Below are 17,261 nucleotides of genomic sequence, written 5' to 3'. Positions count from 1 at the left end.
TCTTCGTACACTTCTAGTTCCACCTACATTTGTGCAAGCCAACGGAAAAGACTTCGGTACGCTCGTTGAAGAAAAACTTGCCGCAACAGGAGATGAGTGGAAAGGTGTTAGCTTTGCTGACGCGCAATTTAACCAAACTGAACATCAGAGATTAGAAACTGAACACAAATTAGCAATTTTTAAAGGATATTTAAGATCATTAGGGTCACTATAATATGTAATATCTTCTAAATAAAGATTATTATCTCTCATAAGTAATTTTATTTTATTACTTTCATTTTCTTCTTCAATAACGAAAGTAGGCCTATACTTATCTTTTAGCTGTTCAATTTCCTTTTCTTTCAATTTGTGTTCAGTTTCTAATCTCTGATGTTCAGTTTGGTTAAATACAAAAACTGTAAAAGTTATACTCAATGCAGTAGCATAAAAAGAAAAGTTTTGAACAACTATATTAATTGCTGTTTTAAAAGCATTTTGTTCTACAATAAATCCTTTTAAAACGATGTGTTGTATTATTTTCATTATTATTGGAAACATAAGTATTAACGTAATAAAAATTCCCAAATGATACTTCTTCACTATTGATTTTTTTTCATTTCCCATTTTCTATCTCCCTTAATAAATCAAATTTCTATTTAATTTTTCAATATCTACAAAATAGTTCAATTAATATTTAACCAATAAAAATTATTTCTTATTAAACATCTGTTTCCTTTTTTCCATAAACTCAATCAGCTCTTTTTTAAAGATTTCTTTTTCTTCAACTGTTAGTCCTTTTGAATTCATACGAAATAGGAATTCAATATTGTCTAAATCATCTAATTTTTCTTCTGAGTTTCCAACTAAATAGTCAACTGAAACATTCAAAACTTGAGCGATCTTAACTAAATTATCTTGTGTTGGTTTTTTTACCCCACGTTCCCATGAAGCATAAGCTGGTTGGGAAATTCCTAGTTTTTCAGCTACATCGACTTGAGTGAGTCTAGCTTCTTTCCGAAGGGTTTTTAAGCGTTCCGAAAATTCCATTTTTGACCTCTAAAAATATTTTTAATTTTTTAAAATAATCTCTTGACAAATATAACTAACGGTTATATAATATAAATATAGCTGATGGTTATATCGGATTTAAAAATAATAATACCTAGCTATCGGCATTATGATCATTGACAATTAAATAAAAAGTGCGTCTGACAACCAGAGGACTGACTATCAAACTACACTAAACTTCGTACCTTTATTGTAATTTATTTGATATCAAAAGTCAAGTCCGTTTTATGGTTGAAGTGAAGATATAAAACATTCTTGTGGGCTTCCACGCATTTCGGACTTTCGCACTTTTCCGAATAGTAAAGTGAACTGGCTTCGCCAAAGGGCGTAAGAGAATCCCTTAGGTATGATCATGACTACCTGAAGAGATTGGCTGGGAAAGCGATGGTAATTGATGCAAAGCACCTTGCTAAACGTTGCCACCGTGAAGGAGGGATCCTTCAACCAAATAACTTTTCTTTACTGCTGTCTATCTAAAAGATAGACCTACTCTCAAGCTACTAAGTTCTTTCCTTTTTTCACTTAGTAGCTTTTTTACTTATTACAATAAAGGAGAATGATATGACAAACTTTTTTCGCATTACAGTGTAAGCGACTCTATGAAAACTATCTCTTTACCTATGGGATGTTTGATAGCTCAGAAAGTCTCTTAGCTAAACTATATAGCCAAGCCCTGGTAGATATCGATCACTTAGCCTCTAAGGCAAAAGAAACAGGATTTGCTTATGGAGATATTGATCTCTATAGTCGCATGTATAAACGCAAAATTTTTAATCACTATTACTCAAGAGTTAAGAAACTAGCTTAACTCTTTTTCTTTTACTTAAAATTTGAAAGGAGAATCCTATGATTCCAGAAACACTAAAAATGAAACCAGAATTTATTGGTCAAGCTTATTATGAAAAATTGGGGAAAGCTCCTCAGTCTGTATTTGGTAAAAAAGGAAAATACCAACGTCACATTCTAAACAGCGCAGAGCACGGAGCCTTTCATGTCATCACACCAGCCTCTACAACGGTCTTTCCAGAAGATGCTCTAGTAGAAGCGGTTAACCCAATCTTTTTCTCAGACACTATTTTAAACGGTAAGAATGTTGCACCTTACCGCAATGTTTTTGCGGAAAAATTGGTACTTAAAAAATAAGAAATAAAAGGAGAAAATTACATGGCTAAAATTGGATTAAACTACGGAGAAAAACTACAAATTGCGGATAAGACTTATCGTGTCATCACAGACGGACTAGATGTCCCGGCAATCCTTGGGAAATTGACTTTCCGAGGCATTGAAGGTCCTGAAGTCATCTTTGAAGTAGATCAATCGCAACGAAATCCTGATGGATCATTTGTCCAAGTCAATACAGGCGAGATCCGTGGAATCGTCGTAGGGATTCATTCTTCTGTCCAGCACGAAACCCTCTTTTTCACTATCGCAGACATGTCAGAGTCTGAAATTGAAGACCTGGGCATTAAATACCGTGAAGAGGTTGAACTAGAAGATATTGTTTTCGCCCATATTCACGTGAATAATCGGGATATCTTTAAACTCTTTGCCTCAAAAATCAAAAAGAAAGGGGGAGCTACTCCAGTCAAGGAAACTAAGGAAGTGAAACAAACAGAAAACAAGAAAGATAATTAGGAGGTGATCACTCATGAAACTCTTTACCTATCGTGGGAAAAGAGTTCACGCTTTTCATCGCAATATCAAGGGAATCACATGGTTTATCTGGTGGTTTCCTTTTTTGTTAGCTTCTATCTATTATGCCTACCTTCATTTAGAGGAATTAAAAGTTCATCCCTTACCTCAAGGATATTTCATTGGAGTAGGAGTTCTACTGTCGGCTCTTCTTTCTTTGGGGGTCAATTACCTCTGTTATGAGAAGATCCTCTTCTTTCAAAAGCTCAATAGTCTTCGAATTCTCTCTCGCTTTTTGCTAGAGAATAACCTATACCTGGTCAAGAAAGTCAAACGAGAGAAAGGCATGGTTGAAAAAATTACACTTCCAAAAGTCTACCTCAAACAAAGTCGTTATGAGCTTCAAGTCAGTTTCATCTTGGAAGGAAACAAATTTCAAGATCGATTTTTAAACCTTGGCTCTACTCTTGAAGTCATGTTTAATGGGGACTTTCGTGATAAGAGTTTTGACAAACGGTTTATCAAATACAAAATCGCCATCAATAGGATTGAGAGTCGCATTTCAATTAATCAAGTTGAAGTGAGAGGCTCAAAGATCCGTCTTATGAAAGATGTCTACTGGGACTATGTCAAAGACTCTCACCTACTTGTTGGTGGAGGTACTGGAGGAGGAAAAACCGTCACTCTCATGTCCATTATCTATGCTTTATTAAAAGTCGGCTATATAGATATTTGTGATCCAAAAAACTCTGATTTAGCCTCTTTAAAGAAACTTCCAGTCTTCCACGGTAGAGTCTATTCTAGCAAAGAGGACATCATCAATTGTTTTAGAGAAAATGTAGAGTTTATGAAAAAGCGCTATGAAATCTTAACGTCTTTTCCAGACTATAGACCAGGCACTTATTACACCCATTACAACTTAAAACCTAAATTTCTTCTAGTAGATGAATGGGCAGCTCTCATGGCCAAGATTGACCGTGACTATAGCCAACAGTCGGAACTCATGGAATATCTAACTCAAATCGTTCTAGAGGGTCGTCAAGCTGGAGTCTACGTGATCTTTGCCATGCAACGGCCTGATGGGGAATATATCAAGACTTCTCTTCGGGACAACTTCATGATGCGTCTTTCCGTCGGTCATTTGGAATCAACAGGCTATGACATGATGTTTGGGGATGCCAATAAAACCAAAGAGTTTAAAAAACTGGACGAAATTAATGGAGTGAAAGTGGTCGGTCGTGGTTATATTGCTTCAAGCGGGAATCTAGCTGGTGAGTTTTATTCGCCTTATATTCCACTTGACCAGGGCTTTTCTTTCTATGATGAATACGCTAAAATCCCGATTATGGAATTTGAAGGAGAAGAGTTTTCAGTCTTTGAAGAATATAAACCACCAGTTGAAACAATTGATCCTATAGAGGAAGAGGAGGCTAAAAGAAGCGAACCAAACAAGAGAACACTCAAAGAATTTTCGGATGAGCACGATCTAAAGATGCAAACCCTTCGAAAAATCATCCCTTATATGGAAGAACACGGGATCTCATTTGAACGTACTGATTCCGCTATTCTCATTGAACCATTCCAAGAAAAGTTACTTCTTGAAACAATCACTCGATTTGAGGAAGATGGGCGGAAGTCTTATCCGAAAGCTATTGAAGCGATTGTCAGTCATCATGAGCTAGGACAAGGGCAAGGGCAAGCCTGACCGCAGGTCAGGCGAAGACCGAAGCCCGCCGTTCCTGGCCCATGATGACAATGAACCCCCGTTTTCTAATAGGGGGGTTACAATTGGTAAAAACGCCATATCAACCCCTCCTCATTCCTTGTGGGAGTTGGGTTTTCGAATTTTAAAAAGTGTGTCACTTTCGTCAAAAAAGTGTGTCACTTAGTTAGAAAGAGGTGGTCTAATGAATGGACAAAATTAGTCCTTTTCATATTAAGAAATTCCGTAAACAGACAGGACTTAGCCAAAAAGATTTTGCACAAGCTGTGGATCTTCCAACTAGAACCTATCGGTCTTATGAAGCTGGCGAAAGAGGACTAACGATTGAGAAGTTTAGAGAACTAAAAGAAAAACTGGGTTACCACAAAGACTGTGAACGAGATAGCCTTCGAGCTCAGATTGACTACCTCCGCTTGTCTTTCCCAAGACTCAAAGATTTAGATGACTTTTGTGAGAATTTCCTTCACTGCCCCTTGAGTGAGTTTACTGAACAAGAAACACGTCTCATGAACTATACACATCTCTGGCAAAGAGGAAACATCTGGATCTTTGATTTCTTTGATAAGGGGATTACTAATGACTACCAAGTCTGCCTTCAACTTTCCGGCCAAGGATGCCGTGAGATGGAAGTTATCTTAGAACACAAGGGAATCACCTGGCAAATCTTTCTCCAACATATCCTCTACTCCTATCAGGATGTACGAGTTAAACGCCTAGATATCGCCCTTGATGAACTCTATAAGGGTTATGGATACGAAGACCAACAAATTCTAATACCAGATTTGATAAAGAAACTCCATGCCAAAGAGATTGTCCTTGATACTCTCAAAAAATGGAATATCACTGGAGGTGGATCCTTCACTGATAACGAAGATATGGAAGCCAATCACGGCTTATCCATTTACTTTGGGAGTCGTCAAAGTCAGCTCTATTTCAACTTTTATGAAAAGCGCTATGAAATAGCACGAATGGAAAATATCTCCTTGGACGAATCCTTGGAGATTTTTGGTATCTGGAATCGCTACGAACTCCGCTTTTCAGACCAGAAGGCTCAAGGTGTTGTAGAAGAATATATCGCTGGTGTCGATCTGGGTGAAATTGCTAGAGGCATCATAAACAAAGAAATCCAAGTCTATGACGGAACAAATCAATTTGGAGCCTACAAACCCGATGAAAAATGGCAACGACTCTTTGGAGGAGTCGAACCCTTGAAACTCTCAACCAACCCTCAACCTTATAGCATTGAGCGAACCATTCGCTGGCTGACCTATCAAGTTGCTAACTCCCTTGCACTAGTCACTGAAGCAGATAAAATCCTGCAAACAGAATACATGAAGATGATTCAAAATAGTGGGGAGATCACAGACCGAGGAAAAGCCATGTTACGACTTCTCAAAACTAATAAACACTATGAACACTAGAAAGGAAAAGCTATATGGAATACAAAGTTCAAATCAATTCACTAGACAACTTTAAAGCCTGGTCTGGTGGACTAACTACCTTAAACACTGTCCGTGAACGTGGTGGAGTAGATACTCTAACCGTCATTTGTGAAGATATCTTCTCTGGTGATACGCCAACAGAAGGACAAATCAATGACTGGCTCTGGTTTGATTCAGATTTTATCTACCAAGCTCTAGGCTACGATGATCTGCTAGAGGCTTCTTAAGATGCTGAAGAAGATTTATCAAGCAGACTTTCTGCTTCTTCCAGAACAAGAATTCTGGCATATGTACATCCTCTTACGAAAAGGCAAGGAATTCTACTACGAATGTGCTGGTAGGTGTACAGAAGAACTTCCAGACAGTAGAGGATTTTATACCTATGAACATGCCTGTTTCACGCTAGATGGTCAAGTGTTGAGCGTAAATAAAAAAATGCGCCCCTCACTCATTACTTATATCCAAAAGACCATCAAAGACAATCAAGAAAAATTTAGAAAGGAAATTGAAATGGCAACGAAAACAACATTTGAAAAGAAAGTCTCTCAAGTCACGAATGAACTGGGAGAATTACTTAAAAAGAAAGATCACAGAGAGGCTTGGACCAAGGCTGGAGAATTAAATAGTCTCCTTAAAAAAGAAGAAGCCAAGGATCTAAAACCTGACTTGATCGAACAGCTCCAAACTGAGCTACGAGGCTACTATTACATTAATGGTGAGATCGAAAAAGCCAATAAGCGCCTCTATGCAAAAGGATCCAAGCTCATTGAGCTTGCTGGTCTCTAAAGGAGGATCTATGGATAAAGCCAAACGCTACTTGCTTCAAGCAAAAGAATATCTCTCACACTTTAAAAAGGTGGAGAAAAAAGGAGGCCCACCAAAACTAAAAGTCACCAATAAAAAGACCGTCAATATTGCAGTCATAGGAGGAATTGCTTTCCTCCTTTTTGTTGGTCTCTTGGGATCTATTCGTGCTATCACACTATCAAATAAAGTAGGAACACTACAAGCTCAAGTGGAGGCTACTAAAAAACAAAAGGCACAGCCAATGGAGTCTAGTAGAAAATACGACTACAAGCTCCAGTACTACTTGAACGACTATGTCTACGCTTATTTCACCCTTCCACAGGAAGGAGATAAACAACAAGCTCAAGTGGACTACTTAAACAGCTTTTACAACTTCATTCCTGATGTGAAAGCTCAAGGTCAAGTTCGAAATCCTAGTGAGCTTCTCTATTCTCAGTTAGTGACTGTAGAAGGGAAGGTTGCGACCTATAAGATCAAATACAAGGAGACTATCCGCCGGGATAATAACACAGAAGAAAAAGAAATTGTGACAGGTTTCAATATTCCATTTGATGAAAAGGATGGGAAATATTATATTTCTGGTCTTCCTTGGTTTTCTGCTATTGAATCCTCACAAGCTGGACACTTTAGCGAAGACGATCAGCTTCAACTAACCGCTAACGATCATTTTTCAGACAGCGAGCGAAAGAAGGTGGAAAAATTCCTCAAAGTATTCTTTACCAACTATACTACTAACCAAGATAACCTTAATCTGATTGCTAAGGATGTGGATATTATAGCCAATACCACCTTCAAAACAATTGATTATACCTATCTAAAAAAAGACGGTCAGAATCTAATCGCTTATGTTCAAGCAACCTTTGAGGTTGGAGGAACCACTCATTCAGAAAACTTCACCTTTACCCTCTCAGAAAAAGAAAAAACCTACTATGTCACAAAACTGGAACACACCATTCCACTAAACTATGCAAATGATAAAGAATAGGAGAACTCTATGAATACAGACAATCTACGAACCTTCCTCCAGGGCGATGGAATTTGGATCCTGACAGCCATTGCTGTAACATTAGCTATAAAGGCTTGGCGAAATAGTTCCTGGCTCCAGCTTTTCTACGTCGTTGGTTTCTATGCCGTCATTGTTTCGATGGCTAAAGGACAAGAAATCCTAAAACCAGTCGGCTGGTTCCTGCGTCTTTTTGGAGTTGAAACAGGACTTTAATCATGAAAGAAGAAAGACTTTATGATTACAGTAAGGGCCTAAATGCACCTTATTGGATCCAAGAAATTAAGACAAAAAAGGGCACTCGATTATGGTACTTTGCGACACCGATGCAGTTGTCCTTTTTCATTGTCTTTATCATCGTTTCTGTGGCCATGTTACTCTTTGGAGGGTTTATCTTTGTGCCACTCGCAAAAATCACTCACTCAATTTCTCTCTTGCTCTATTGGTATCTCCCTTATAAATTGGCTAAATTTTATACTGAATACGAGCCTCACGGTAAAAAGATGCACGTCTTTATAGGAGATTACCTGATTTACTTCTGGGATTTTAAGCTAAACAAAGAAGCTATCTACCACGAAGATCGAATAGAGCCTGTAGAAGAAATTGTCTTTGAAAAAACAAATCTATAGAAAAGGAGGACATATGAGTATTACTTTAACTTATCCTATTAGGGAAACACATGAAAATCTAGCTCTCAAAAAAGATCAAACAGTCGTTGCTTATTACCGTATTCCAAACACTCCTATCACGATTACGGATGATGAAAAAAAGGGCAAACACAAAATTACGGTTGCTCAAATGATGAAGAAGCTCCAGAAAAACAAGTTCTTTGAAATATCTCTGATTCCTAAAGACTATCTTCTAGAAGAGAAAATGCGAGACTTTTCAGACGCTCTAGCAGATGACAGTCGTGAACTAGGAGAAGAACTTCTTCTTTACACGGTGGATCGCCTAACAGATGAAATGGAGATTCCTTATCAGTTTGACTGGGTTGTGGGCGTGACCTTACGCAAACAAAATCATGGGGCTACCGTCAAAGACTTGGCCTATGAGAGCTTTAATGAGCTCACTGAAAAAATCGCTAAAGGCCTTGGCTATGAATATGAATTAAGTCCCACCTGGTATGAAGACTATAAAAGTGATGAATTCACCATTTTCCAAGCCTTCTCAGTTCTTCGGGCAAAGCGTTTATCCAATGAAGAACTCTTTTATTACCAGCGGATGCAATACCTCCGCTATATTCCTCACTACAAGAAGGAGGTGCTCGCCAATCGTGCTCAATTCAATATCACAGATACCTTGATTAAAGTTTTAAAAGGTGGCTTCCTCAAGCTAGAAAGCCCTTATGGATCTTCCTTTGTGACGATTCTTCCGGTTGGTAAATTTCCTGTTCAATTCAATGGTTTTCACCTGGGCGAATTTATCCAACGCTTAAACTTTCCCGTTGAGCTACGAATTAAGGCAGAATTCATTGATACTGGTAAGATCAAAGGTCGAATGGGACGTTCCAATACTCGTTATCGGAATATCATGGAAGAGGCAGAAAATACCGATACTGTCCAACAAGACGAGATCATCATGGGCTCTATATCCTTGAAAGACTTAATGAAGAAAGTCGGAAATAAGGAAGATATCATCGAATATGGAGCCTATTTTATCGTCTCTGCTTCTAGTGTGAACCAACTACGACAAAGACGACAAGTGGTTTTAAACTATTTTGACGATATGGGAGTTGAAATTAGTGAAGCCTCTCAAGACGGACCTTATCTCTTTCAAGCGCTGCTTTATGGAGAAAACCTCCAAAAGAAAACTCGTACTTGGACACATATGGTCACAGCTCGTGGATTTTCAGAACTCATGCCCTTCACCAATACCTCTTCTGGGAACCGTATCGGTTGGTATATCGGCCGAGTAGACAACTGGACAGGACGTTGGGACAATATTGCGAAAGCTATTGATTCCTCAAAGAACATTGTCCTCTACAATGCGACAGTCGGAAATAAGGAAGATATCGCTGGAAAGATTACCAAGAACCCGCACATCATTATTACGGGCGCAACAGGTCAAGGAAAATCCTTCCTTGCTCAGATCATCTTTTTAAGTGTGGCTTTACAGAATGTCAAGACACTTTATATTGACCCTAAACGTGAACTTAGAAATCACTATCAAGAAGTGATCAACTCACCTGAATTTGCATATCTCTATCCTGAACGCAAGAAACAGATTGAGAACTTTAACTTTGTGACACTAGATAGCTCGCTTCCATCAAACCACGGAGTCTTAGATCCTATTGTCGTTCTAGATAAAGAACAAGCTGTAGAGGTCGCAAAAAACATGCTTGAGTTTCTACTACAAGCTGTAGATGATGTCACAATGGACCAGAAAACAGCTATCACAGAAGCTATTAATGCAATTGTAGAAAAACGGGTCGTTGGTGAGAAAGTCGGTTTTAAACATGTCCTAAAAGTGCTGAGAGACTCCACTTCCTCTGAAATTGCTTCGGTTGGTCGTTATCTGACTTCAATTGTCACAAACTCTATCTTGGAACTAGCCTTTTCAGATGGAACCACTCAAGGACTTAACTATGAATCACGGGTGACCATTCTAGAGGTCAATAACCTCAAACTACCAAAGGACGATTCCACAAAAATTTCAGATCATGAACGCAATTCTATTGCCCTCATGTTTGCGCTTGGTGCCTTCTGTACCCACTTTGGAGAACGAAATGAAAATGAAGATACCATTGAGTTCTTTGATGAAGCATGGATTCTTATGAAGTCGGCAGAAGGAAAAGCCGTTATCAAAAATATGCGTCGGATTGGACGCTCCAAAAACAATACCTTGGCACTGATTACTCAATCTGTACATGATGCAGAAAATGACGATGATACAACGGGGTTTGGGACTATCTTTGCTTTTTATGAAAAATCTGAACGTGAAGATATCTTAAAACACGTCAATCTCGAAGTCACTGAAAGCAATCTCGAATGGATTGACAATATGATCTCTGGCCAATGCCTGTACTATGACGTCTATGGCAATCTCAATATGATTTCCGTACACAACATCTTTGAAGATATTGATATGCTTCTAAAACCAATGAAAGCTACTGTATCATCAAGCCTTGAAAATAAATACGCTAGTTAGGAGGTGAATCCATGCAAGAAGCTTTTGACAAACTAAGAGGAGTCGATATCTTCTCTCTCAAGTCCTATATGGAGCCAACTGGGTTTGCTTCCTTTAACGGGGCTTGGGTTCTGATTAATGAGCTTTTCGTCAACTTCTTCTTTTTCATTCTAAACGCAGTGGTGGGCTTCTTTTCTTTGCTGATTCGGATTCTTGAAAAGATTGATCTCTACTCCAACTACAAGAACTATGTCTTTAATGGAGCGATGAATATCTGGAAAGGATTCATCGGTTCAAGTTCTGGTGGAGTCGCAAAACAATCACTCGTTTCAATGTTGCTTCTGATTCTAGCGTTTTATCTCTTTTATCAGTTTTTCTTTTCGAAAGGAGCTTTTTCAAGAACACTCCTTCATGTCTTTCTAGTTCTCATCCTTGGTTTTAGTTATTTTGGAACAATCGCTGGAACATCAGGTGGTCTATATCTACTTGATACTATCAACCATGTCTCTCAAGATGTCACTAAAAATATCACGAATATCAAGGTGGAGTATGGCAATAATAAATTCATTAAAATTGGCGATTCCATGGCAGATAGCTATATTGCAGAAACCTCTTATAAAGCATATGTCTTTGTCAATACAGGTCAAGAAAATGGAAAATATAAGAATAGCCAAGATGGGAAACAAGAAACTTTTGATGATAGTAAGGTATTGGGAACAGGCGATAAGAATGGAAACTTTAAAGCAGTTAAATCGAAAGATCGCAATAAATATCTAGATGAACTAGGAAATGGAGCTAATGATGATGGTGAAAAGAACCGTTGGGTTTCAGCTATGCCAGATTTCATCTTTACTCGCATGTTTTATGTCATCTTCAAAATCTGTGAAGCCTTTGTATTAGCGATACCCGTTATCTTGATTCAGATGTTAAACGTTATTGCTCAGATACTCGTCCTGATAATGATCCTGCTCTTTCCGATTGTACTATTAATATCTTTCGTACCAAGAATGCAAGATTTGATTTTTGGAGTTCTAAAAGTCATGTTTGGAGGGCTGCTTTTTCCAGCTATCACGAGTCTATTAACTCTTTTAGTTTTCTACATTGAAAAAATGATAGAAAACATTGTCATTACAGGTTTTGATGGCATCCTTAAAACACTTCCATCTTTGATTATCTTCGGCCTTGTCTTTAAACTACTCATTTCAGTTGTCTCAAAAGGACTTGTATACTTCCTTCTATGGAAATACAAAGCTGAATTGATCCAATTTATTCTTGGATCTAAAGCACGAATGGTTGCGAATGATATTGGAAACAAAGTTGAAAAAGGGGTCACAAAGACCAGAGAGGTGGCTTCACAAGTACCATCGAGAAGTCTTTCATCTGCTCAACACCTTGGGAACTTTGCCTTAGCAGGTGCTGGTTTTGGAGCTGGGATGATGATGAATGCCAAGAGTCACTTCCAAAATGTTGGTTCTTTCTTTACCAATAAGGAATCAGAGCACCAACCTGATGAAGTGCTCCCAGCAGAAACACTTGAGACTCCAACAAATCCAGATACTCCTGAACCAAACATTCCGAAAACAAAGGCAATTCCTGAGAAGGTTAAACCAGTTGAAGAAAAAAGACCAACTCCTTCAATGGAATCCCCAATCACAGCGGAGTCAACATCAAGTTCAAGCGAGGAATTCCAAACTCTTAAAGAAGAATGGATTTCTCCATTTAAACAACTCCGCATTAATAGTATTGAGCGCAAATTAGAGGAATATAAAGATCCTCAAGCCATGTACAAAGCCCAAGGATCCAATGCCTTCACTCGTGCTTATAGGAAAACCATGACACGAGATGATAAATTAAGAGCCAATATTGAACGAAGAGATCGATTAACAGAACGCTTAAAACAACTCAGAGGAGAATGATATGAATACCAAGATACGCTCAAGAACTGCTTTTCCAAGAGTTCTTGAAGAAACTCTTTATCAAGCCTATCAAGAAGGAAAACGCTCAATCGATTTCCTTCTTTTATTTCCAGTCTCAGAACAAGAAAGAGACCAAATCATCCTACAAACTAAGTCCTATTCAGTCGTTTTAGATGCAAAATGGCGTTTTGGGACTGTTTTGTTCACTGCTTATATAAGACATTAACTAAAAAGGAGATTCGATGAAAAAACTAAAATGGTTTCTATTAGCTGGTCTCATTCCTCTCTTTCTACCAGTCCTCATTATTATTATCCTTATGGGGGCTGTCGGAGGTGGTGGAACGAATGGCTCACCCCAATCCCAAAATGGAGTGACTTATGCGGATCACTGGTCAGATGGAGATCCCTATACTCACAACCTACTGGTTCATCGCTTCGGTATCACGGCAGAGCAATTAGATGGCTTTTTAGATACGTTAGGAATCTCCTATGATAGGAACCGAATTAATGGGAAAAAGCTCCTCGAATGGGAAGCTAAATCTAATCTTGATGTCCGTGGAATCGTTGCGATCGCACTGAATGAAAGTTCCCTTGGAACTGCTGGGGTAGCCACTAATCCTGGAGCCAATATGTTTGGTTTTGGGGCCTATGACTCCAATCCAGAATATGCCAATAACTTTAATGATGAGGTTGCGGTTGTCGGACTAACCCAACAAACTATCATTGGGAATAAAAACCAAACCTTCAAAATTCAAGATGATAAGGCTAAAAAGTTTGCGAATGGAACACTCAATCCAGCAACTGATGGTAGAGTCTATTTCACAGATACTACAGGATCGGGAAAAAGACGTGCTGAAACCATGCAAAAACTGGATGCCTTCATTGATGAACATGGAGGAACACCAAAAGCACCTGAACAAACTACAGGAAAAACTAGAGATGGTGGAGGAGTAACTTCAAATGATATACCGGTAGGTTACAGTCTGACAATAGCTATTGATACCACAGGATATATCACTAGTACCTATCCTTGGGGACAATGTACCTGGTATGTCTTCAACCGTGGAAAACAAGTCGGAGTCAACTTTGATCCATTTATGGGAAATGGTGGACAATGGATGAATAAGCCAGGTTTCACAACAACCCATACACCAACAGAACACTCTGCTCTATCATTTAACCCTGGACAAGCTGGAGCCGATCCAATATACGGACACATTTCATTTGTGGAACAGGTCAAATCAGACGGTTCAATTCTCGTCTCAGAGTGTAATGTAAAAGGATTAGGGATCATTAGTTACCGCACATTTGATGCAGAAACTGCCAAACAATTTACCTATGTAATAGGACATTAGAAAGGAATAGATATAGATGATTCAAGTTGTAGATAAAAATGATTTAATGGAATTGATTGGATATTCTGAAACACAAGCTAGTAAATTAATACGAAAAGCTAAGAGCCAGCTTGTACAAGAAGGATTTGAATGGTATAAGAACAAACGCATTGGACGTGTACCAATTATCACAGTTGAATCCATTCTTGGTTTTCAAATACAATTAAAAAATGATATAATTGAGGGGAACCTTCAAAACGCTGTCATGACTGAAGGAGAAAAATAGCATGGCGGTAATTAAACAGGATGATGGACTGTGGCTAGTTGATATTAGTGATGGTAAAAGTTCCTTAACTGGCAAACGTACACGACATCGTAAATCTAATTTTTTAACAAAAAAAGAAGCAGAGGAATATGCGGCTTATTACCGTATCCATAAGTTAAATCAGATACAGAATACACAAAAACTTACCATTTCCTCTCTTTATGTAATGTTAAAAGAAGAAGATGAGCTTCGTGGAAATAAAAAAGGTACAGTAGATACCCAGAACTCATACTATACCCAATATGTATCGCGATTCTTTGAATACGCTGATATGTCTTCAGTTACCATTCAAGATGTAAAAAAATATCGAGATTGGCTAATTGAACAGCCAAGTGTAAAAGGTGGGACACTTACACCAATGCATATTAACCAACAAATGATTTTTGTTCATAAGTTGTTTGATATTGCTATTTCGAAAGGATATAGACAGGATAATCCATGTGATGCCATTCGGAAACTTCCAGAAAAGCATAAAGAAATGTCTTATTATACTCCTGAACAATTCAAGGAGTTTGAATCTTATTTTGAAGAAAGTGAGTATCCTTTTAAACTTCTGTATCGTGTACTCATGTTTACGGGAATTCGTATGGGGGAGGCACTTGCCTTAACTTGGAGAGATGTTTTTCTTGACGAGGGATATATTAAGATCCGTAAGTCAGCCTATTATCGCAATGGGAAAATACATATTGGATCTGTAAAGACGACTCAATCAAATAGAGAAATCTATATCCATAAAGCTTTTGTGGATGAGTTGAAAACCTGGAAGTCAGTACAAAGTCAGAGGCTGTCTAAGCTAACTGATTCAACCGATGATTTGCAGATTTTCCAATTTTCAGGGGAGCCTATGACTGCTCCGAATGTCTCTAACTTTAGAGCAGCATTCAAGAAACGATTGCCAGAAGACTTCAAATTGATTCGAAACCATGATTTTAGGCATTCACATGTAGCCTTTTTGATAAATCAGGGATTGAGGAGAGGAGAAGGAAAGGATTATATCTTTTTCACTCTGATGAAACGACTAGGACATAGTTCTATCAATACAACAATAAATATCTACTCACATTTGTTCCCATCACAACAAAAAGAAGTCGCTAACGCATTTGACGATTTTTAAAAAAAATGGGCAGAAGTGGGCAGTAAAAATTAAGCAATAGGGTCTAAACCCTTGATACGAAAGGAATCTAGAAAATCTTATGATGAATATGCAAAATATGATGAAGCAAGCTCAAAAATTGCAAAAGCAAATGGAGCAAAGCCAAGCGGAATTAGCCGCAACTCAATTTGTAGGGAAATCTGCTCAAGACTTGGTTGTTGCAACTCTTACAGGTGATAAGAAGGTTGTCTCCATCGATTTCAACGCCGCAGTGGTCGATCCTGAAGATACAGAAACTCTTTCTGATATGACGGTTCAAGCCATCAATGCTGCCATTGAAGAAATTGATGCTGCAACCAAGAAAAAACTCGGTGCTTTCGCAGGGAAATTACCATTTTAAGCAAAGGAAGTTTTCATTAACTCAAAAGAGGCTGGGACAAAAGTCCTAGCCTCTTAATTGTTTTTGGATTGTTGAGCAAGACGCAGTGGTTGAGTGGGCTCTACTACGCTGATTTCTTCAGCTTTTACAGCCCTACTCAACTGAGCGGAGGTGGGACGACGAAATCGAATTCTAACGAATTACCGATTTCTGTCCCACTCTCTCTTTTTATTCATCAAAAAATCCGGATAAGTCCAAGCCTCCGAAGGGGTTGGTGGAGAAGTTTTCTTGCTCTTCAAGGAGGGTGCGGCCTTGATCAAATTCGAGGAATTGTTCGTAGACAAGAGCTGTCATGCGGGCGTCTTCTAAGCTATCGTGTGATTTTCCTGCTACCCCCAAAAATTCTGCAACGGTGTGGAGTTGGAGATTTTTAATGCCGTGGAGGTCAGATGGACGACGTTCGAAAGCCTCGTCAAAGACATCGACAGCGTACTGGTCTTCTAGATCCAAGCCATTTTCAAGTAGGATGGGTAGGTCGCTCTTTTTGGCATTGTATCCGATCAAGGGCCGGTCTCCTACAAAGGCCTTGAATTCACTGAGGACCTGCTCGAGTTGAGGGGCATTTTGGATCTTGTCCTGGGTAATGCCAGTCAAGCCGTTAATAAAGCTTTTTAGGGGCTTATCGGTGTAGACGTAGGAGTCGTAGTGATCGACTTCTTTACCGTCCGTAAAACGCACGGCAGACACCTGGATAATCTGATAGGCCCCTTCGTATTGGTTAAATTCGAGATCGAAGGCGATATAATCTTCTAATGCTTTCATGGGAAATCTCCTGTGGTAGAAAAGAAAAGGGACTGGTAGGATCCAGCCCCGGATTATCGACGGAAAACGCGTGCCCAGAAACCTTTGCTTTCTTGCTCTTGAACTTTTTCATTGGCTTGTTCGAGTTCAAGTTTCAAGGTATCGCGGTCGTTCATTGCTTGTAAAGTCAATTGTTGTTGTTGGTCCAATTGCTTGTCTTTTTCAGCGATTTGAACGTCTTTCACGCGCAACTGTTCATCTTTTTTAGCGAGTTGCTCGTCTTTGGCCTTGAGTTGCTCGTAGAGACGGACGATTTCAGCATTTTTTTCATCCACCAAAATTTCCATCAATTCGCGTTGCTTCACATCATCGCTGACTGGCTCATCTTCAAAAATAGTTTTTTTGTAGATTTCTTCGAGCTTGATCAAGCCACTACGGGTTACAACGGTAACCCCTTTTTCGTTTTTTTGGGTATCTTCTGGAGCCAGCGCCTTGACACGGTTATTGACCGCCTGGCGGCTGACTCCTAAAATTTCAGCAATTTCGCTGACAGTTTTTTCAATCGCCATAACTTCCTCTAATATCTTTTTCTATGAAATACTCTATTAGATAGTAACATAAGTAGGCTAAGCT

Annotated in this window: 20 protein-coding genes; 16 read left to right on the top strand and 4 right to left on the bottom strand. The window is 38.8% G+C overall.

Annotated features, from left to right (window positions below):
- Positions 1 to 144: 144 nt before the first annotated feature.
- Together QM351_RS06185 and QM351_RS06180 are read right to left on the bottom strand one after the other, a co-directional pair.
- Positions 145 to 603, bottom strand: a complete 459-nt coding sequence (locus QM351_RS06185; protein WP_414327014.1) for a hypothetical protein — start codon at positions 601 to 603, stop codon at positions 145 to 147.
- 84 nt (positions 604 to 687) lie between these two features.
- The gene (locus tag QM351_RS06180) at positions 688 to 1,026 is read right to left on the bottom strand and encodes a helix-turn-helix domain-containing protein (RefSeq protein WP_414327012.1); all 339 of its coding nucleotides are present in this window, start codon (positions 1,024 to 1,026) and stop codon (positions 688 to 690) included.
- Positions 1,027 to 1,893: 867 nt separating this feature from the next.
- Between QM351_RS06180 and QM351_RS06175 the strand changes: the two genes are divergently transcribed.
- The 16 genes from QM351_RS06175 (at position 1,894) to QM351_RS06100 (ending at position 15,848) form a co-directional block, all read left to right on the top strand.
- Positions 1,894 to 2,190: a hypothetical protein gene (locus tag QM351_RS06175; protein ID WP_048789262.1), complete on the top strand. Its 297-nt coding sequence runs from the start codon at positions 1,894 to 1,896 to the stop codon at positions 2,188 to 2,190.
- Positions 2,191 to 2,211: 21 nt separating this feature from the next.
- Positions 2,212 to 2,682 (top strand): conjugal transfer protein, encoded by a 471-nt coding sequence (locus QM351_RS06170; protein ID WP_070659375.1) that lies wholly within the window; start codon positions 2,212 to 2,214, stop codon positions 2,680 to 2,682.
- 13 nt (positions 2,683 to 2,695) lie between these two features.
- Positions 2,696 to 4,384 carry an FtsK/SpoIIIE domain-containing protein gene (locus QM351_RS06165; RefSeq protein WP_414327009.1) on the top strand — a complete coding sequence of 563 codons (1,689 nt, stop codon included), beginning with the start codon at positions 2,696 to 2,698 and terminating at the stop codon, positions 4,382 to 4,384.
- Positions 4,385 to 4,590: 206 nt separating this feature from the next.
- Positions 4,591 to 5,823 (top strand): replication initiation factor domain-containing protein, encoded by a 1,233-nt coding sequence (locus QM351_RS06160; RefSeq protein ID WP_414327007.1) that lies wholly within the window; start codon positions 4,591 to 4,593, stop codon positions 5,821 to 5,823.
- A 14-nt stretch (positions 5,824 to 5,837) separates the two neighbouring features.
- On the top strand, positions 5,838 to 6,071 hold the full coding sequence (locus QM351_RS06155; RefSeq protein ID WP_045759896.1) for a hypothetical protein: 234 nt from the start codon (positions 5,838 to 5,840) through the stop codon (positions 6,069 to 6,071).
- A 1-nt stretch (position 6,072) separates the two neighbouring features.
- Positions 6,073 to 6,630 (top strand): conjugal transfer protein, encoded by a 558-nt coding sequence (locus QM351_RS06150; protein WP_414327005.1) that lies wholly within the window; start codon positions 6,073 to 6,075, stop codon positions 6,628 to 6,630.
- A gap of 10 nt (positions 6,631 to 6,640) precedes the next feature.
- On the top strand, positions 6,641 to 7,636 hold the full coding sequence (locus QM351_RS06145; protein ID WP_414327003.1) for a conjugal transfer protein: 996 nt from the start codon (positions 6,641 to 6,643) through the stop codon (positions 7,634 to 7,636).
- A gap of 9 nt (positions 7,637 to 7,645) precedes the next feature.
- Entirely contained in the window at positions 7,646 to 7,870 is a 225-nt protein-coding gene (locus QM351_RS06140; protein WP_135782867.1) for a TcpD family membrane protein, read from the top strand.
- 2 nt (positions 7,871 to 7,872) lie between these two features.
- Entirely contained in the window at positions 7,873 to 8,283 is a 411-nt protein-coding gene (locus QM351_RS06135; protein ID WP_414327001.1) for a conjugal transfer protein, read from the top strand.
- Positions 8,284 to 8,296: 13 nt separating this feature from the next.
- Positions 8,297 to 10,801, top strand: coding sequence for an ATP-binding protein (locus tag QM351_RS06130; RefSeq protein ID WP_414326999.1), 2,505 nt, complete (start codon positions 8,297 to 8,299; stop codon positions 10,799 to 10,801).
- Between the two features lie 11 nt (positions 10,802 to 10,812).
- Positions 10,813 to 12,696, top strand: a complete 1,884-nt coding sequence (locus QM351_RS06125) for a conjugal transfer protein (RefSeq protein WP_414326997.1) — start codon at positions 10,813 to 10,815, stop codon at positions 12,694 to 12,696.
- 1 nt (position 12,697) lies between these two features.
- Complete coding sequence (locus QM351_RS06120) at positions 12,698 to 12,922, top strand: hypothetical protein (protein ID WP_006152844.1); 225 nt, start codon at positions 12,698 to 12,700, stop codon at positions 12,920 to 12,922.
- Between the two features lie 16 nt (positions 12,923 to 12,938).
- Positions 12,939 to 14,051: a CHAP domain-containing protein gene (locus tag QM351_RS06115; RefSeq protein ID WP_414326994.1), complete on the top strand. Its 1,113-nt coding sequence runs from the start codon at positions 12,939 to 12,941 to the stop codon at positions 14,049 to 14,051.
- A 16-nt stretch (positions 14,052 to 14,067) separates the two neighbouring features.
- On the top strand, positions 14,068 to 14,316 hold the full coding sequence (locus QM351_RS06110; protein ID WP_049486003.1) for a DUF3173 family protein: 249 nt from the start codon (positions 14,068 to 14,070) through the stop codon (positions 14,314 to 14,316).
- Between the two features lies 1 nt (position 14,317).
- Positions 14,318 to 15,469, top strand: coding sequence for a tyrosine-type recombinase/integrase (locus tag QM351_RS06105; RefSeq protein WP_414326991.1), 1,152 nt, complete (start codon positions 14,318 to 14,320; stop codon positions 15,467 to 15,469).
- Positions 15,470 to 15,548: 79 nt separating this feature from the next.
- Entirely contained in the window at positions 15,549 to 15,848 is a 300-nt protein-coding gene (locus tag QM351_RS06100) for a YbaB/EbfC family nucleoid-associated protein (protein WP_003005613.1), read from the top strand.
- A gap of 207 nt (positions 15,849 to 16,055) precedes the next feature.
- Here the strand turns inward: QM351_RS06100 and QM351_RS06095 are convergent, their stop codons facing one another.
- Both QM351_RS06095 and QM351_RS06090 read right to left on the bottom strand, forming a co-directional pair.
- Positions 16,056 to 16,649, bottom strand: coding sequence for a 3'-5' exonuclease (locus QM351_RS06095; protein ID WP_013904187.1), 594 nt, complete (start codon positions 16,647 to 16,649; stop codon positions 16,056 to 16,058).
- Positions 16,650 to 16,702: 53 nt separating this feature from the next.
- Positions 16,703 to 17,197 (bottom strand): DUF536 domain-containing protein, encoded by a 495-nt coding sequence (locus tag QM351_RS06090; protein WP_003008835.1) that lies wholly within the window; start codon positions 17,195 to 17,197, stop codon positions 16,703 to 16,705.
- Positions 17,198 to 17,261 lie beyond the last annotated feature (64 nt).

The sequence above is a fragment of the Streptococcus parasanguinis genome, from assembly GCF_047465465.1.
GTDB classification, from domain to species: domain Bacteria; phylum Bacillota; class Bacilli; order Lactobacillales; family Streptococcaceae; genus Streptococcus; species Streptococcus parasanguinis_AI.
Note: the sequence above shows the minus strand (reverse complement) of the source record. Positions and strands in the feature narration are given on the sequence as shown.

What these genes read in the sequence shown, in the direction of transcription:
- QM351_RS06145 (WP_414327003.1), top strand. Translation starts at nt 6,641, where the DNA reads ATGGATAAAGCCAAACGCTACTTGCTTCAAGCAAAAGAATATCTCTCA.
- QM351_RS06130 (WP_414326999.1), top strand. Translation starts at nt 8,297, where the DNA reads ATGAGTATTACTTTAACTTATCCTATTAGGGAAACACATGAAAATCTA.
- QM351_RS06135 (WP_414327001.1), top strand. Translation starts at nt 7,873, where the DNA reads ATGAAAGAAGAAAGACTTTATGATTACAGTAAGGGCCTAAATGCACCT.
- QM351_RS06160 (WP_414327007.1), top strand. Translation starts at nt 4,591, where the DNA reads ATGGACAAAATTAGTCCTTTTCATATTAAGAAATTCCGTAAACAGACA.
- QM351_RS06115 (WP_414326994.1), top strand. Translation starts at nt 12,939, where the DNA reads ATGAAAAAACTAAAATGGTTTCTATTAGCTGGTCTCATTCCTCTCTTT.
- QM351_RS06125 (WP_414326997.1), top strand. Translation starts at nt 10,813, where the DNA reads ATGCAAGAAGCTTTTGACAAACTAAGAGGAGTCGATATCTTCTCTCTC.
- QM351_RS06155 (WP_045759896.1), top strand. Translation starts at nt 5,838, where the DNA reads ATGGAATACAAAGTTCAAATCAATTCACTAGACAACTTTAAAGCCTGG.
- QM351_RS06185 (WP_414327014.1), bottom strand. Translation starts at nt 603, where the DNA reads ATGGGAAATGAAAAAAAATCAATAGTGAAGAAGTATCATTTGGGAATT.
- QM351_RS06090 (WP_003008835.1), bottom strand. Translation starts at nt 17,197, where the DNA reads ATGGCGATTGAAAAAACTGTCAGCGAAATTGCTGAAATTTTAGGAGTC.
- QM351_RS06100 (WP_003005613.1), top strand. Translation starts at nt 15,549, where the DNA reads ATGATGAATATGCAAAATATGATGAAGCAAGCTCAAAAATTGCAAAAG.
- QM351_RS06175 (WP_048789262.1), top strand. Translation starts at nt 1,894, where the DNA reads ATGATTCCAGAAACACTAAAAATGAAACCAGAATTTATTGGTCAAGCT.
- QM351_RS06095 (WP_013904187.1), bottom strand. Translation starts at nt 16,649, where the DNA reads ATGAAAGCATTAGAAGATTATATCGCCTTCGATCTCGAATTTAACCAA.
- QM351_RS06170 (WP_070659375.1), top strand. Translation starts at nt 2,212, where the DNA reads ATGGCTAAAATTGGATTAAACTACGGAGAAAAACTACAAATTGCGGAT.
- QM351_RS06180 (WP_414327012.1), bottom strand. Translation starts at nt 1,026, where the DNA reads ATGGAATTTTCGGAACGCTTAAAAACCCTTCGGAAAGAAGCTAGACTC.
- QM351_RS06165 (WP_414327009.1), top strand. Translation starts at nt 2,696, where the DNA reads ATGAAACTCTTTACCTATCGTGGGAAAAGAGTTCACGCTTTTCATCGC.
- QM351_RS06150 (WP_414327005.1), top strand. Translation starts at nt 6,073, where the DNA reads ATGCTGAAGAAGATTTATCAAGCAGACTTTCTGCTTCTTCCAGAACAA.
- QM351_RS06105 (WP_414326991.1), top strand. Translation starts at nt 14,318, where the DNA reads ATGGCGGTAATTAAACAGGATGATGGACTGTGGCTAGTTGATATTAGT.
- QM351_RS06140 (WP_135782867.1), top strand. Translation starts at nt 7,646, where the DNA reads ATGAATACAGACAATCTACGAACCTTCCTCCAGGGCGATGGAATTTGG.
- QM351_RS06110 (WP_049486003.1), top strand. Translation starts at nt 14,068, where the DNA reads ATGATTCAAGTTGTAGATAAAAATGATTTAATGGAATTGATTGGATAT.
- QM351_RS06120 (WP_006152844.1), top strand. Translation starts at nt 12,698, where the DNA reads ATGAATACCAAGATACGCTCAAGAACTGCTTTTCCAAGAGTTCTTGAA.